The sequence below is a fragment of the Isoptericola sp. Y541 genome (assembly GCF_059445465.1).
The window spans coordinates 495,864-510,494 of sequence record NZ_JCAIUJ010000001.1 but is presented as its reverse complement, the minus strand read 5'-3'; the positions used below and the strand labels follow the sequence as shown (position 1 = coordinate 510,494).

General features: G+C 75.9%; 13 protein-coding genes and 1 pseudogene. 9 read left to right on the top strand and 5 right to left on the bottom strand.

Features of this window, described 5'->3' with window-relative positions; genetic code table 11:
* Window positions 1-18 precede the first annotated feature (18 nt).
* Window positions 19-636 (bottom strand): dTDP-4-dehydrorhamnose 3,5-epimerase family protein, encoded by a 618-nt coding sequence (locus tag AC1C2V_RS02320; protein WP_495387950.1) that lies wholly within the window; start codon window positions 634-636, stop codon window positions 19-21.
* Between the two features lie 138 nt (window positions 637-774).
* On the opposite strand from AC1C2V_RS02320, the gene rfbD reads away from it, so the two are divergent.
* Window positions 775-1,620 carry a dTDP-4-dehydrorhamnose reductase gene (gene rfbD, locus AC1C2V_RS02315; RefSeq protein WP_495388435.1) on the top strand — a complete coding sequence of 282 codons (846 nt, stop codon included), beginning with the start codon at window positions 775-777 and terminating at the stop codon, window positions 1,618-1,620.
* A 46-nt stretch (window positions 1,621-1,666) separates the two neighbouring features.
* Window positions 1,667-2,425, top strand: coding sequence for a class I SAM-dependent methyltransferase (locus AC1C2V_RS02310; protein WP_495387949.1), 759 nt, complete (start codon window positions 1,667-1,669; stop codon window positions 2,423-2,425).
* A gap of 155 nt (window positions 2,426-2,580) precedes the next feature.
* Here the strand turns inward: AC1C2V_RS02310 and rfbA are convergent, their stop codons facing one another.
* Window positions 2,581-3,447: a glucose-1-phosphate thymidylyltransferase RfbA gene (gene rfbA / locus AC1C2V_RS02305; protein ID WP_495387948.1), complete on the bottom strand. Its 867-nt coding sequence runs from the start codon at window positions 3,445-3,447 to the stop codon at window positions 2,581-2,583.
* A 101-nt stretch (window positions 3,448-3,548) separates the two neighbouring features.
* Entirely contained in the window at window positions 3,549-4,331 is a 783-nt protein-coding gene (locus tag AC1C2V_RS02300) for a TIGR03089 family protein (protein ID WP_495387947.1), read from the bottom strand.
* Window positions 4,332-4,506: 175 nt separating this feature from the next.
* Here AC1C2V_RS02300 and AC1C2V_RS02295 point away from each other — a divergent pair, with 175 nt between their 5' ends.
* From AC1C2V_RS02295 to AC1C2V_RS02285, 3 genes are all read left to right on the top strand, one after another.
* Complete coding sequence (locus tag AC1C2V_RS02295) at window positions 4,507-4,845, top strand: WhiB family transcriptional regulator (RefSeq protein ID WP_495387946.1); 339 nt, start codon at window positions 4,507-4,509, stop codon at window positions 4,843-4,845.
* A 79-nt stretch (window positions 4,846-4,924) separates the two neighbouring features.
* On the top strand, window positions 4,925-8,359 hold the full coding sequence (locus tag AC1C2V_RS02290; protein WP_495387945.1) for a glycosyltransferase: 3,435 nt from the start codon (window positions 4,925-4,927) through the stop codon (window positions 8,357-8,359).
* The gene (locus tag AC1C2V_RS02285) at window positions 8,356-10,128 is read left to right on the top strand and encodes a DUF5719 family protein (RefSeq protein WP_495387944.1); all 1,773 of its coding nucleotides are present in this window, start codon (window positions 8,356-8,358) and stop codon (window positions 10,126-10,128) included. Before AC1C2V_RS02290 ends, AC1C2V_RS02285 begins: the two co-directional genes overlap by 4 nt.
* Before the next feature lie 40 nt (window positions 10,129-10,168).
* Here AC1C2V_RS02285 and AC1C2V_RS02280 read toward each other — a convergent pair whose 3' ends face one another.
* Window positions 10,169-10,636: a metallopeptidase family protein gene (locus tag AC1C2V_RS02280; RefSeq protein ID WP_495387943.1), complete on the bottom strand. Its 468-nt coding sequence runs from the start codon at window positions 10,634-10,636 to the stop codon at window positions 10,169-10,171.
* A 236-nt stretch (window positions 10,637-10,872) separates the two neighbouring features.
* Here AC1C2V_RS02280 and AC1C2V_RS02275 point away from each other — a divergent pair, with 236 nt between their 5' ends.
* The gene (locus AC1C2V_RS02275; RefSeq protein WP_495387942.1) at window positions 10,873-11,232 is read left to right on the top strand and encodes a DUF3499 domain-containing protein; all 360 of its coding nucleotides are present in this window, start codon (window positions 10,873-10,875) and stop codon (window positions 11,230-11,232) included.
* A gap of 21 nt (window positions 11,233-11,253) precedes the next feature.
* Here the strand turns inward: AC1C2V_RS02275 and manA are convergent, their stop codons facing one another.
* On the bottom strand, window positions 11,254-12,483 hold the full coding sequence (gene manA / locus AC1C2V_RS02270; RefSeq protein WP_495387941.1) for a mannose-6-phosphate isomerase, class I: 1,230 nt from the start codon (window positions 12,481-12,483) through the stop codon (window positions 11,254-11,256).
* Between the two features lie 105 nt (window positions 12,484-12,588).
* Here manA and AC1C2V_RS02265 point away from each other — a divergent pair, with 105 nt between their 5' ends.
* The 3 genes and pseudogenes from AC1C2V_RS02265 to AC1C2V_RS02255 form a co-directional block, all read left to right on the top strand.
* A complete protein-coding gene (locus AC1C2V_RS02265; RefSeq protein ID WP_495387940.1) occupies window positions 12,589-14,106 on the top strand; it encodes a phosphomannomutase/phosphoglucomutase in 1,518 nt (505 codons plus the stop codon).
* Window positions 14,103-14,327 (top strand): Trm112 family protein, encoded by a 225-nt coding sequence (locus tag AC1C2V_RS02260; protein WP_495387939.1) that lies wholly within the window; start codon window positions 14,103-14,105, stop codon window positions 14,325-14,327. Before AC1C2V_RS02265 ends, AC1C2V_RS02260 begins: the two co-directional genes overlap by 4 nt.
* Window positions 14,324-14,620: pseudogene (locus AC1C2V_RS02255) on the top strand (glycosyltransferase); the annotation flags it as partial. The gene AC1C2V_RS02260 and the pseudogene AC1C2V_RS02255, both read left to right, overlap by 4 nt.
* Window positions 14,621-14,631: the final 11 nt, after the last annotated feature.

Genomic DNA, 14,631 nt, shown 5'->3' with positions numbered 1-14,631 from the left:
GCTCAGGACGGCTCAAGCTCAACCAGCGAGGGTCCGCAGGTGGGCCTGGACGGCGTCGTGGGTGGGGAGCAGGCCCTGCTGCTCGGCTTCGGCGAGGGTGGGGGCGGCCTGGTCCTTGTCCGAGAGCTGCGGGGTGAGGGGCGAGCCGTCGCGGGCGGTGGTGGGCCAGGCGATGCCGATCCCGGGGTCCAGGGGGTGGACGCCGTGCTCGGCGCCCGGGTTGTAGCCGGTGGCGCACAGGTAGAGCACGGTGGACCCGTCCTGCAGGGACAGGAACGCGTGCCCGAGCCCTTCGCCGAGGTAGATGGCGCGGCGGTCGACGTCGTCGAGCAGGACGGCGTCCCAGCGGCCGAAGGTCGGGGAACCGGTGCGGATGTCGACGACGACGTCGAGGACGGCGCCCTGCGGGCAGGTGACGTACTTGGCCTGGCCGGGCGGGACGTCGGCGAAGTGGATGCCGCGCAGCACGCCGGCGGCGGAGACGGAGGCGTTGGCCTGCTGCAGGTCCAGGGGGTGCCCGACGGCGTCGGCGAACGGGCCCGCCTTGAACCACTCGAGGAAGAGGCCGCGGGGGTCGCCGAACTGCTTCGGGGTGATCTCGTAGGCGCCGGGCACGGCCAGCTCGCGGAACTCCACGCTGCGCTCCAGTGGTCGGGACGGGGGTCGGGACGTCCAGGTCCTAGGATCCTACGGGTGAGCACCACCGACGCCGCCGCCGACGCACGCTCGCCCGCCGCAGCACGGCGGGAGGCGTCGACCGCCCGGGCCCGCGACCTGCGCTGGTTGGTCGTCGGCGCGGGCGGGATGCTCGCCCACGACCTCCTCGACCTGCTGCGCGCCGCGGACGCGCCGGTCGTCGCGGCCCGCCGGGCCGACCTGGACATCACCGACCCGGCGGCGGTGTCTGCCGTCGTGCGCGACGTGGACGTGGTGGTCAACTGCGCGGCGTGGACGGCGGTGGACGACGCCGAGTCCCACGAGCCCGAAGCGTTCCGTGTGAACGCCGTCGGCGCCGCGAACCTCGCCCGTGCTGCCGACGCTGCGGGCGCGCGGATCGTGCACGTGTCCACCGACTACGTCTTCGACGGCCGCGCGGTCGCCCCGTACGCCGAGGACGCCGCGCTGGCCCCGACCTCGGCCTACGGCCGCACCAAGGCGGCGGGGGAGTGGGCGGTGGCGGCCGAGGCGCCCGACCACCTCGTCGTGCGTACCGCGTGGCTGTACGGGGCGCACGGCGGGTGCTTCCCGAGGACCATGGCGCGCCTCGCGGGCGAGCGGGACGAGCTGTCCGTCGTCGACGACCAGAGCGGCCAGCCCACCTGGACCCGCGACCTCGCCGACCTGATCGTGCGGTTGGTCGAGGCGCAGGCCCCGGCGGGCACGTACCACGGCACCGCCGGCGGACGGACGACGTGGTTCGGCTTCACGCAGCGCATCGTCGCCGCGACGGGCGCGCAGGTGCGGGTGGGGCCCACCACGAGCGAGGCGTTCGTGCGCCCCGCGCCCCGGCCGGCGTACTCGGTGCTCGGCCACGACGCCCTGCGGGCCGTCGGCGTGGAGCCGATCGGCGACTGGGCCGCGCGGTGGGACGCGGCCGCGGACGAGGTGCTGGCAGGCTGAACCGCGCAACCCCGTCGAGCCCGTCGTCGAACCACAAGGAGCGCCCGTGCCAGCAGCCACCACCCCGCCGCCCCCGCTCACGCTCTACGGCAGCCTGCGCTGGGACGTCGTGGAGGAGCGGCTCCCCGCGGCGCCCGGCCGTGTGCTCGAGGTCGGGTGCGGGCAGGGCGCCGCGGCCGTGCGGCTCGCGGCGCGCGCGGCCGGCTACACGGGGGTCGAGCTCGACGGCGTGAGTGCCCGCACGGCGGAGCAGCGGCTCGCGGACGCGGGGGTGCCGGGCGCGGTCGTGCAGGGCCCGCTCGACACCCTGCCGGCCGCGGAGCGGTTCGACCTGGTCTGCGCCTTCGAGGTGATCGAGCACATCGAGGACGACGCCGCGGCGCTGCGCGAGTGGGTCTCCCGGCTCCGGCCGGGCGGCATGCTCCTCGTCTCGACGCCCGCCTGGCAGGCCCGGTACGGGCCCATGGACGAGGCCGTGGGGCACTTCCGCCGCTACGACCCGCCCGCGCTCGCCGCGCTGCTGGTGTCGGCCGGGCTGACCGACGTCGGCCTGCGCCTGTACGGCATGCCCCTGGGCTACGCCCTCGAGGCCGCCCGCAACCAGATCGCCCGGCGCCGCCCGGGCCTGCGGGAGGAGGGCAGCACCGCCGACCGCACCGCCCGCAGCGGCCGCCTCTTCCAGCCGACGACGGCCGCTCAGGGGACGCTGGTCCGGGCCGCGACCTGGCCGTTCCGCATGGCGCAGCGCGCGTTCCCGCACACCGGCACCGGGCTCGTCGCGTGGGGGAGCGCGCCGCGGACCTGACGGTGGAACCGGCGGGCGGGTTGGGTTGTCTCGTCCCGAGGCGCGCCATCCGCATCGCTCGTCCCTCGCTCTGCTCCCGCCAGGCCCGACCAGCCTCGGGACGAGACAACCCGCCCCGCCCGTCTCGTGCGTCGCCACGGCGGCGAACGGCAGGCTCAACCGGCGCCGAGCAGGCCCAGGAGGTACGTGCCGTAGCCGGACTTCACGAGCTTCTCGGCGCGGACGTGCAGCTCGTCGTCGCTGAGGAACCCCCGGCGCCAGGCCACCTCCTCGGGCGCGCCGATCTTCAGGCCTTGGCGCCGCTCGATGGTGCGCACGTAGTCGGACGCCTCCAGCAGGGAGTCGAACGTGCCCGTGTCGAGCCAGGCCGTGCCACGGGGGAGCACCTCGACCTGCAGGGTGCCGCGGCGCAGGTACTCGCGGTTGACGTCGGTGATCTCGTACTCGCCGCGGGTCGACGGCCGCAGCGCCTTGGCGATCTCCACGACGTCGTTGTCGTAGAAGTACAGGCCGGGCACCGCGTAGCTGGACCGCGGCTCGCGCGGCTTCTCCTCCAGGGAGAGAGCGTGCCCGTGCTCGTCGAACTCGACGACGCCGTACGCCGTCGGGTCCGCGACCCGGTACGCGAAGACGGCCCCGCCGACGAGATCGTGGAAGCGCGTGAGCTGCCGGCCGAGGCCGGGCCCGTAGAAGATGTTGTCGCCGAGCACGAGCGCGACCTCGTCGCTGCCGACGAACCGTTCGCCGAGCACGAAGGCCTGGGCGAGGCCGTTGGGCTGCTGCTGCTCGGTGTACTCGATCGACACGCCGAACTGGGATCCGTCGCCCAGCAGGCGGCGGAACTGCTCGGCGTCGTGCGGGGTGGTGATGACCAGGATGTCCCGGATGCCCGCGAGGATCAGCGTCGACAGCGGGTAGTAGATCATCGGCTTGTCATAGACGGGCACGAGCTGTTTGCTCACGCCGATGGTGATCGGGTGGAGCCGGGTGCCGGACCCGCCGGCCAGGATGATGCCGCGCATGGCTGTTGATTGTGTCGCAATCGCGAGTCATCGGCCGGGTGAACTCACTGCCGCTGGTCGAGCCTGTCGAAACCCACGGCGCCGTCTGGGCTCCGACAAGCTCAACCGGCGGAGACGGTGATCCGCTCGCTGTCGCACAGCCGGGCGAGCCGCGCCGGGTCGGCGGCCAGCTCGGCGGCGGCGCCCACGGACGTCAGCACGACGGAGCCGTCGGCGGCCCAGATGGCCAGGAGCTCCCGCAGCACCTCGCCGACCGGCCGGCCGCCGTCGACGAGCACCCGCGCGCCCGCGGCCCCCGGCGCGGGGACGAGGTCTGCGTAGGACACGGCCGAGGTGTCGGGTGCGTCGCCCGCTGCCATGAGGGCCGTCCCCGACGGATCCGCCTCCGGCGCCCAGCCGATGACGTCGCCGTAGGTCATGACGGCCGACGCGGCGTCGACCGCGCCGGGGGGCAGCTCGCCGTCGAAGGACCGGGCGAGCGCGGGCAGGGCCACGGCCACGAGGTCGGCCGCCCCGGGCGTCGTCAGGACGTCGGCCCACGCCGCCGGCCGGGACGTGACAACGACGTCGGCGCCGGGCTCCGGCGCGGCACCCGCGGTGCGGACGGTCGTGCCGCTGCGCCACGCGGCGACCGCCCACACCACGCCGCGCCAGTGCACGGGCAGGTCGAGAGTCACGATCGTCCCCGGTGCGGCGTCGAACTCCTCCACGAGGAGGTTGACCGTCTTGCTGACCCAGTTCTGCAGCACGGCGCCCGAGAGCTCGATGCGCTCCCCGCCGTCCCCATACCACGTGAGACGCGGACGCCCCGGGTCCGAGACGATCAGATCGAGTATCTGCGGGATCGTTCGGGGTGCCGGGTGGACGGCAGAAAGAGAGTTCACGCAGGTCAGCCTACGAGGGGCCGGCCTCGTCGGTCCCGACACCGGGGTCGAGGGCATGTGAATGGCCGGTGGAGATCGAGATCACTAGCACATTTCGACTTGACGGTTCCGAAGGACACGCGTGTAATTCCAGGTATGCAGTTTCCGTAAAAAGAACGGCATGGAGGGGCACGCCATGTGGAACTTGCTGGATGGGGACCGGGGGGTCTTCCCGTCTGACGTCGTCCGTGAGCCCGAGCGCGTGGCGCCTGTGCTGCCGCTGTTCGGCGACGGTGCGGTGGTCGACGACGAGACTCTCCTGGGGTGGCAGGAACGAGCCCTGTGCGCCCAGACGGACCCGGAGGCCTTCTTTCCGGAGAAGGGCGGGTCCACCCGCGACGCGAAGAAGGTCTGCGCGTCGTGCGAGGTCCGGGCCGAGTGCCTGGGCTATGCGCTCGAGAACGACGAACGATTCGGGATCTGGGGCGGGCTCTCGGAACGAGAGCGTCGCAAGCTGAAGCGCCGCGCCGTCTGAGCGGTGGATATCCGGCCCGACACGCACGGGCCGGATATCCCACGACGTGGTCGGGGCCCGTCGCATCATGGCGGGCAGGATGACTGCTCCGCACCCGACCCGAGTCCGCCCCGGCGGTGAGGTCGCACCCCCGGGCGCGACCTCCGCCGCCGCGCCCTCGACCACCACCGGCGAGAGGCTGGACGGCACGGGCGCCGTCCCCCTGGTGGTCAGCGTGACGGCCGTCGTCGTCACCCACGGCCGCACCCCCTACCTCGACGCCACGCTCGACGCCCTCGCGCACCAGGAGCGCGCCGCGGACGACGTCGTCGTCGTGGACGTCGGGGCCTCCGAGTCCACCGCCCACCCCGACCTACGCCTCGGCGGCGCGCGGTTCGTGGCGGCGGCGGGCGCCCGGAGCCTCGGCGACGCCGTCGACCGGGCGAACGAGGCGGTGGGCGTCCCGGAGACCGGGTGGCTCTGGATCCTGCACGACGACTCCGCCCCCGAGCCCGACGCCCTGGCCCGGCTGTTGCGCGCCGTGGAGCACTCGAGCGCGGTGGCCGTCGCGGGCTGCAAGCAGCGGCGCTGGGGGACGGCCCCCGACGGCACCCCGGCGCCCGCGTCGGACGGCAGCATGCTGATCGAGGTCGGGAGCACGGTCTCGCCGCTCGGGCGCCGGATGACCGGAGTCGACGACACCGAGATCGACCAGGGGCAGCACGACGCGCGGGAGGACGTGCTCGCCGTGGGCCTGGCCGGCGCGCTCGTGCGGGCGCACGTGTGGGTCGAGCTGGGCGGCACCGACCCGGAGCTCGGCCCGTTCGGTGACGGCCTGGACCTGTGCCGCCGCGCGCGGCTCGCGGGCCACCGCGTGGTCGTCGTGCCCGACGCCGTGGTGCGGCACGTGCAGGCGTCGCTGCTGGGGCTGCGCGGCAGGCCGACGGCCACCCCCGACCTCGAGGCGTCGCGCTACGGCCGCCGTCGCAGCCAGCTCTACCTGCGGCTGGTCGAGGCGCCGCTGCCCCTGCTGCCGCTCGCCTGGTTCGGGGTGATCCTGTGGGCGCCGTTCGCGGCGATGTACCGGCTCGCGCTCAAGCGGCCGGCGCACGCGCGGGACGAGATCGTCGCGGCCGTGGTCACTGCGCTGCGCCTGGTGCCCCTGTACCGGGCCCGGCGGCGGGCGACCCGCTCGCGGCGGCTTCCCCGGCGGGTACTGGCCCCGCTGCGCGGCACGTGGCGGCAGGTGCTGGCCGAGCGCCGGGACGCACGCCTCGCGCGCGCCGAGGCGCAGCGCGCGCGGTGGGCGCCCAGCGAGCTGGAACGTGCCGACCTGCGGCGTCTCGGGCGGACGCGACGCTCCGTGCTGGCGGTCGTCATGGTGGCGGTGGTGGCGCTCGACGTCGTGCTTTTCGGGCCGTGGCAGGGGGTGCTCGCCGACGGCGGCCGGGTCGTGGGCGGGGGGCTCCTGCCGGCGCCCGGCACCGTCGGCGACGTCTGGGAGGCCGCCACATCGGGGTGGGTGCGGGACGGGCTCGGCGCCCGCGCGCCCGCCGACCCGCTGCTCCTGCCGCTCGCGGCGCTCGCCGGGCTGGTCGGCGGCGGGCTGCAGACGGCGGTGAACGCACTCGTCGTCGTGGCACTGCCGCTGGCCGCGCTCGCCGGCTGGTACGCCACCGGGAGCCTGACCCGCTCGGTCGTGGTGCGGGCCGTGGGCGCGCTCGTCTGGGCGGCGGCGCCGGGCTTCCTCGCGTCGCTGGGCTCCGGCCGGCTGGGCGCGGTCGTCGCACACCTGGTCCTTCCGTGGGTGCTCGTCGCCGTGCTGCACACGGTGGGGGTGCATGCACGGGACGTCGCGCACCATCCGCTCCGACGTCGGGGGTCGCTCGGCGCCGCCGGCGCGGCCGGGCTGCTGCTCGCCGTCGCGGTGTGCGCGGCCCCGGTGCTGCTGCCCGTGGCGGTCGTGCTGATCGTCGTCGCCGCGCTGGCGGTGCCGCGGTCGTGGCGCTCCCTGCTCCTCGTGCTGGTGCCCGCCGTGGTGCTGCCGCTGCCGTTCTGGGGCGAGGTGCTGAGCACCTGGTCGGACGGCGGCTGGCGGCTGCTGGTCGCCGAGCCGGGCGCCCCGCTGGTCACGCAGGGCACCCCCACGGCGATCGAGCTGCTGCTGGGGCTGCCCGGCGACACCGCCTGGTTCGGGCAGTGGCTGGGCAGCGACGGGTCTTTCGGCCGGATCGGCGTCGTGGGCCCGGCCCTGCTCGGTGGGGCGGTGCTCGTGCTCGCCGCCGTCGCGCTGGTGCGAGGCCGCGGGGTGCGCGGCGTGCGGGTCGCGTGGCTCGCGGCGGCGGCGGGACTGTCCGTCGCCGTGCTGGCGGTCGCGACGGCGGTCGCGAGCGGCACGTCGGCGGACGGTACGGCCGCGAGCGTGACCGGCTGGCCCGGCGTGGGGCTCTCGCTGCTGCTGCTCGCACTCGGCGCGGCCGCGGTGTGTGCGCTGCCGAGCACGGGCCGGGTGCCGACGCCGGTGGCAGGAACGCGCACGGAGGAGCCCCGGGGGGTCCTCCGGCGGGTGGGCTCCGCCGGGGTCGTGGCGATCGGCGTCGTGGCCCTCGCGCTGCCGGGGGTGCAGCTCGGGTCGTGGGCGCTCGAGTCCTCCGACGGCGGGGGCGTGGGCGACCTGCACGCCGCCGAGGCGCCCGTCGTGCCGGCCGTCGGGACCCAGATGCAGGCGCCGCCGCGGTCCGCGCGGGTGCTCCAGATCGATCGCGTCCAGCCCGGCGCGGACGACGGGGGCTCCGCGCGGGGGGCCCCCGACCCCGCGGTGGTCGACTACTCGCTGCTGCACGCCGACGGCACCCGGATCGAGGACTCGTCGACGGTGGTCCGTGCCCGGGCCGCCGGGCTGATCCCGCAGGGGGACGGCGCGGAGCGCGCCGACACGGCCCTGCTGGACCAGGTCGCGGCGGAGGTGGCGACGGGCCGCTCGACGGATGTCGCGGACCGGCTCGCGGCGCTCGGCATCGGCGCGGTGCAGGTCCCGGCCGGCGGCGACGCCGACCTGGCCACCACCCTTGACCTCGTGCCGGGCCTCACCCGCGTCACCGAGGAGGGCCCGCTGGTGTGGCGGGTCACGACCGACGGCCCGGGGCCCGGCTGGGCCACCGTGCTGCGCGGCGACCCCGACGCTGCCGGGACCGGCGACGATGCGCCGAGCCCCTACTTCGCGCCCCAGGACGCCGTGCGCACGCTGCCGTCCGACGGCATGCGGGTGAGCGACCGCCTGGCGGACGGCGACGAGGACCGCGCGCTGCGGCTCGCCGAGACGGCCGACCCCGGCTGGCACGCCACGCTCGACGGGCGGCGGCTCCCGGCTGCGGACGCGGGCGGGACGCAGTCGTTCGCCGTCGGCCCGACGGCCGGCCACCTGGAGGTCTGGTACGAGTCGTCGCACCGCACGGCCTGGCTCGTGCTCGCGGGGGCGGTGCTCCTGGTGCACGTGCTGCTGGCGCTGCCCGTCGGACGGCGGCGCGGACGATGAGCGCGGAGAAGGCGCCGAAGAAGGCGCCGGAGGCTCGCGGGAGGACGCCGCAGGTGACGCCGGAGCATCCCGGGGGGACGGGCACGGACGTGCGGAGCGCGCGGGTGCGGCGCGCGGTGCGCGCGGCGGTGGCCACGGTGACCGGCGTGGTCGCCGTCGCGGCCCTCGCCGCCGTGGCCGTGCTCGGCGACCAGTGGGCGCAGTCGTGGACCGGCGCCGAGGAGCGTGCCGTCGCGGCGGGCACGCGGACGGTGGGCGTGCAGCCGGCGGACGCGACCGTCGTCTGCCCCACGCCCGTCGCGCTCCCGGAGGGATCCGACGTCGGGGACTCGCAGTTCGACGCGACGCCGGTCGCGACACGCAGCCAGCTGGGCGCCGTCGTGCTCGGCGGCGCGCGGGAGGACGCGCTCACCACTGCGCTCGATGGCAAGGACGAGGCCCCGCTGGACGCCGGCGCCGGCGCCGCGGCCCAGCAGGCGGGCGTCGACGGCACGCGGGTGCTGCGCGCGACGCCGGTGGCCGACGAACCGTTCCGCGCGGCCGGGGCGATGGGCTCCGTCACCACGCAGGGCGACCTGCGCGGGCTCGGCGTCGGGGCGTGCACCACCCCCGCCACGTCCCAGTGGCTGGTGGGCGGCGCCACGGTGGTGGGTGCGACCGCGACGCTGACGGTGCAGAACCCGTCCGAGCGGCCGGCGACGGTGGCTCTCGACGCCTACGGGCCGAGCGGCCCGGTGGCGCTCGGCGGCAGTGGCACGTTCACGGTGGCCCCGCACGAGCAGGTCACGACCCGCCTCGAGTCGGTGGCGCCCGAGCAGGAGCGCCTCGCGCTGAACGTGCGCTCCTCGGGGGCGCGCGTCACGGCCACCCTGCAGAGCCAGGCCATCGACGGGCTGCTGCCGGCGGGCGTGGAACTGCTGACGGCGTCGGCCGCGCCACGCGAGTCCTTCGCCGTCAGCGGCGTGCTGAGCCGGGGCGAGGCGGTGGACGACCCGCACGCGCCGCGCCTGCGGGTGCTGGCACCCGGCACCGAGGGCGGGACGGCGCGGGTCAGCGTGTACGGGCCGTCTGGTGCGGTGGTGCTGCGCGGCGCCGACGAGGTCGAGCTGGAGGCGGGCGTCGTGACCGACGTCCCGCTGGGCGGGCTGCCCGCAGGCGGGTACACCGTGGTCGTCGACGCGGACGTGCCTGTCGTCGGGGCGAGCCGCACCGACCATCCGGGCCGGCAGCCCGAGGACTCCGTGGTGGGCGGCACGCCCTACGACGTGGCCTGGTCCGCCGGGCAGGCGGTGGCCCCGACGCCGGCGGGGGCCCCGGCCGGCCAGGTGGGGCTGCCGGGCGGCGTCCGCTCGGCGCTCACGCTGGCAGCCGTGCCGGCGGTGCGCGACGCCGACACGAAGCCCGAGGGGTCCACCTCCGTGACGGTGCGCGCCTACGACGCCGCGGGCGCCGAGATCGGAAGCCGCGACGTCGAGCTCGCCGCGGGCACCACGACCTCGCTCGCGATGGCCGACGTCGTCGACGCGGGCACCACGCCGGCGGGGGTGAGCGTCGACCGCGCGGACGGCGAGGCCGACTCAAAGGCCGGCGCGAGGGCCGGCGCGAAGAACGACGCGAAGGGGGACGAGCCCGCCGTGACGTGGGCCGCGGTGCTGCGCGCCGACGACGGGACGGCCGCCCCGGGCTCCCTCGTCGCGACCCTCGCGCCCACGGCAACCGTGACGACCCCCGGCGCCGTGGACGTGCGGGCCGTCGACTCCGCGGGCTGAGGACGCGGCGGGCTGAGGGCGCGGGCCGACGTCCGGCGGGTCAGCTGCCGTACTCGGGGTCGATCTCCTCCGGGCTGCGTGCCAGCAGGTGCGCCACCTGCTCCACGACGACCTCGCGCACCAGGTCCGCGCGGTCCGCGTCGTCGGCCGCGCGGAAGTCCACCGGGCGTCGGTACACGACGATGCGCGCGGCCTGGCCGGACTCGGCGGGGAAGCAGCGACCCAGCGGCACGCCCTCGATCTCCCACGGGGCCGGTTCGGACGGCGGCACGTCCTCGACGGCGAACTCCGCGCCCGCGAGCTGCGCGCCCCAGCGGCGCTGCAGCAGCTCGACCACGTCCAGCACGAGGTCGTCGAACTGCTCCGCCCGCGTGCGGTGGGCGGGCATCCCCGGCGGCAGGAGCGGGCCCCGCACCCCGCGGCCGCGGCGGTCGCGACGACGGACCGTCGGCACGCCACCGGGGTCGGGCTGGGCGGGGTCGGGCTCAGGGCCGGCGAGGTTGTGCACCCGTCGAGCCTAACCAGGGGGGTCCGTCGGTGGGGGCCACCGGTCGAGCGAGCTCCCGTTCCTTCGTCGGTCGAGCTTGTCGAGACCATGTTCGTTCGTCGGTCGAGCTTGTCGAGACCATGTTCGTTCGTCGGTCGAGCTTGTCGAGACCATCAACCCCGGGTTTCGACAAGCTCAACCGGCGGGGCACGGCGAGCCCCGTGCGCGGGTACCCGGCTACGGCGTAGTCTCCCCGCGTGAGATCGGTGAGGCAGTGCTCGCGCACGGCGTGCTCGCGCGCCGCCGTGGCGACGCTCACGTACGTGTACGCGGACTCGACCGCTGTGCTGGGTCCGCTCGCGCAGCACGCCGAGCCCCACAGCTACGACCTGTGCGCGGAGCACGCCGAGGGGCTGACCGCCCCCCGCGGGTGGGAGGTCATGCGCTTCACCCCCGCCTTCGAGGATCCGGCGCCGTCCCCCGACGACCTGTCGGCGCTGGCGGAGGCCGTCCGCGAGGCCGGCCGCGTGCGTCAGGAGCCGGTGAGCGAGCCGACGTCGGTCACCGAGACCGCCCGCCGCGGCCACCTGCGCGTGCTGCGCGCCGAGGGCGACTGAGCCCACCGGCGGAGCCGCGGGTCAGGGCACCCAGGCGCAGACGGCGTGCCCGGAGCCGGAGAGCGTCAGGGCACCGGCGGCGTGCGGCACGAAGACGGAGCCGCCGCGGCGCACCGTCGTCGGGCCGGCGCACCGCTCGGCGGTGAGGGTCAGGTCGCCGGCGAGGCACAGCACGATGCGCGGCCCCTCCCCGGGCAGGTCGACGTCCTCGCCCGGGACCACGTCGGCCACGGAGAGCGCGAACTCGCGCACCGGGGCCCGGTAGGTACTCACCTGGCCCCGCGCGCCCGTGGTCCGGGTGCGCGGCGGCTGCGGCGGGCGCGGCACGAAGGACGCGCACTCGACCAGCGCCGCCTCGTCCACCAGCTTGGTGGTGAGGCCGGCGCGGAGCACGTTGTCCGACGACGCCATGATCTCGATCCCGAGACCCGACAGGTACGCGTGCACCTCGCCGGCGGGGAGGAACAGGCCCTGGCCCGGGTCCAGGGTGACGCGGTTGAGCAGCAGCGACGCGAGCGCGCCCGGGTCGCCGGGGTGCTGGTCGGCGAGCTGCAGGACGGTCGCGTCCGCGCGGGTGGACGGCGAACCGCCCGCGAGGCGCGCGCCGACGGACGCCACCGTCGCGGCGACGTCCTGCCGCGTGCCGACGTCGCGGCGCGCGGCGACCAGGCGGGAGAACGCCGCCTTGACGCCGCGCGCCGACCGGTCCGCGGCGAGCAGGTCGCGGACGGCGCCCACCAGGGCGCCGTCGAGCCCGTCGACGAGGTCCAGGACGGCGCGCGGCGCGCGGAACCCCGCCAGCCCGTCGAACTCGGTGAGCGCGACCACCATCTCCGGCTTGTGCTGGTCGTCGTGGAACGACCGGCGCGGGTCGCCCGCGGACAGTCCGGCGCGGTTCTCGCGGTTGAACCCGGCGCGCGCGGCGTGCGGGCGCGGGTGCACCTGCAGGGACAGCGCCCGGTCGGCCGCCAGGACCTTGAGCAGGTACGGCAGCCGCGGGCCGTACTCGTCGGCCACGCGCCGTCCCAGCATCGCGTCGGGGGCGGAGCGCACCAGCTCCAGCAGGGACGTCGGGGATGACGACGCGGCCGACGACGGAACCACCCGCGACGGGGCGCTGGGGTGCGCGCCGAGCCACAGCTCCGCGGCCGGTTCGCCGTCGGGCGTGGTGTCGAGGAGCTCGTGAAGGCGCGTGCGCGAGCCCCAGTCGGAGTGCTGGACGGTGTTCTCCAGCGGGTACAGCTCGGGCACGGTGCTCAGCCTTCCACACCGGGCCGACGGCGGGGCCCCGCGCGGATCCGATCCACCCGCAGATCCACCCGCTGGAGCGCGGAAGGGGCACGTACGCTGTGGGGCGTGACGATCGACCTGGGCACCATCATCAAGGCGTACGACGTGCGCGGCACCGTGCCGGACCAGCTCTCGCCCGACGTGGCGCGCGCCATCGGCGCCGCGTTCGCCCGGGTGGTGGCGCTGCCCGAGGGGGCGCGGCGCGTGGTGGTGGGCCACGACATGCGCGACTCCGGCCCCGCCCTGGTGGAGGCGTTCACCCAGGGTGTGACGGGCGAGGGCGTCGACGTCGTGCGGATCGGTCTGTGCTCGACCGACGGGCTCTACCACGCGTCGGGGGTGCTGGACGCCCCGGGGGCGATGTTCACGGCGTCGCACAACCCCGCCGTCTACAACGGCATCAAGCTGTGCCGGGCGGGCGCGCGGCCCGTCGGGCAGGACACCGGGCTCGCCGCGGTCCGCGAGCTCGCGCAGGAGCTGCTGGACGGCCCGCCAAGCTCAACCAGCGGGACGGTTTCGACAAGCTCAACCAGCGGGACGGTTTCGACAAGCTCAACCAGCGGGACGGTTTCGACCCTTCGACAGGCTCAGGACGGCGCAGGCTCGACCAGCGAGCAGGACACGCTCGGCGACTACGCCGCGTTCCTGCGCGGGCTGGTGGACCTGTCGGGCATCCGCCCGCTGAAGGTGGTGGTGGACGCCGGCAACGGCATGGCCGGCCACACGGTCCCGGCGGTGCTCGGCACGGGGGCGGGGCTGCCCGCGCTGCCGCTCGACATCGTGCCGCTGTACTTCGAGCTCGACGGCACGTTCCCCCACCACGAGGCCAACCCGCTGGACCCCAAGAACCTCGAGGACCTGCGGGCCGCCGTCGTCGAGCACGACGCCGACCTCGGCCTCGCCTTCGACGGCGACGCCGACCGCTGCTTCGTCGTCGACGAGCACGGCGACCCCGTCTCGCCGTCCGCGGTCACCGCCCTGGTGGGGCTGCGGGAGGTGGCCAAGGAGCTCGACGCCGGCCGCACGCCGACGGTGATCCACAACCTCATCACCTCCCGCGCCGTGCCGGACCTGCTGCGGGCCGGCGGCGCCACGACGGTGCGCACCCGCGTGGGCCACTCGTTCATCAAGGCGCAGATGGCCCAGCACGACGCCGTCTTCGGCGGCGAGCACAGCGCGCACTACTACTTCCGCGACTTCTTCTTCGCCGACACCGGCATGCTCGCGGCGATGCACGTGCTGGCCGCGCTCGGCGGCCAGCCGCACCCGCTGTCCGTGGTCGCGGAGATGTACTCCCCGTACGTCGCGTCGGGCGAGATCAACTCGACCGTGGCGGACGCCGCGGCCGCGACCGAGCGGGTGCGTGCGGCCTACGGCGCGTCGTACCCCGACGCGGACGTCGACGAGCTCGACGGGCTGACGGTGGCGCACTGGGACGACGCGCACCCGCAGTGGTGGTTCAACCTGCGCGCGTCCAACACGGAGCCCCTGCTGCGGCTCAACGTCGAGGCGGCCGACGAGGACATCATGATCAAGGTGCGCGACGACGTGCTGTCGCTCGTGCGGGAGGGGACGCAGGCATGACCCAGGACGAGGGCATCACCGGCGCGGCGAGTGCCACCACCGGACTCGACCCGTGGGTACGCAGCGTGCTGCGGTGCCCGGTGACCGGCGCCGAGCTGGTCGACGCCGTCGGGCCACAGGGCGAGCCCGAGCTGCGTTCGACCGATCCCGAGCGGCCCCTCGCGTACCCCGTGCGCGACGGCATCCCCGTGCTGCTGGAGAGCGACGCCCGCACGCTCTGACCGCCGCCGACGACGGCGAACGCCGGCCGCCCCGGCGGTGGCCGGGTACCCCCCAGAAGCGGCTCGACCACCTCCTGCGGGCGCTCGCCGCCGGGCTCGGCATCGCCGACGCGGTGACGTTCCGCGGCCGCACCGCGGAGCCGCTGCGCGCGTTCGCGGCTGCGCGGGTCGCAGCGATGACCTCCCGGCACGAGGGGCTGCCGCTCACCCTCACCGAGGACATGTCGGCGGGCACGCCGTTCGTCGCCTACGACTGCTGCTACGGCCCCGCGGAGGTGATCCGCGACGCGAGAACGGGTACCTC

Bases quoted from the DNA above. Each gene is read 5' to 3' on its own strand.
- rfbA (WP_495387948.1), bottom strand. From the start codon at position 3,447: ATGCGCGGCATCATCCTGGCCGGCGGGTCCGGCACCCGGCTCCACCCG.
- AC1C2V_RS02295 (WP_495387946.1), top strand. From the start codon at position 4,507: ATGTGGAACTTGCTGGATGGGGACCGGGGGGTCTTCCCGTCTGACGTC.
- AC1C2V_RS02290 (WP_495387945.1), top strand. From the start codon at position 4,925: ATGACTGCTCCGCACCCGACCCGAGTCCGCCCCGGCGGTGAGGTCGCA.
- AC1C2V_RS02285 (WP_495387944.1), top strand. From the start codon at position 8,356: ATGAGCGCGGAGAAGGCGCCGAAGAAGGCGCCGGAGGCTCGCGGGAGG.
- AC1C2V_RS02260 (WP_495387939.1), top strand. From the start codon at position 14,103: ATGACCCAGGACGAGGGCATCACCGGCGCGGCGAGTGCCACCACCGGA.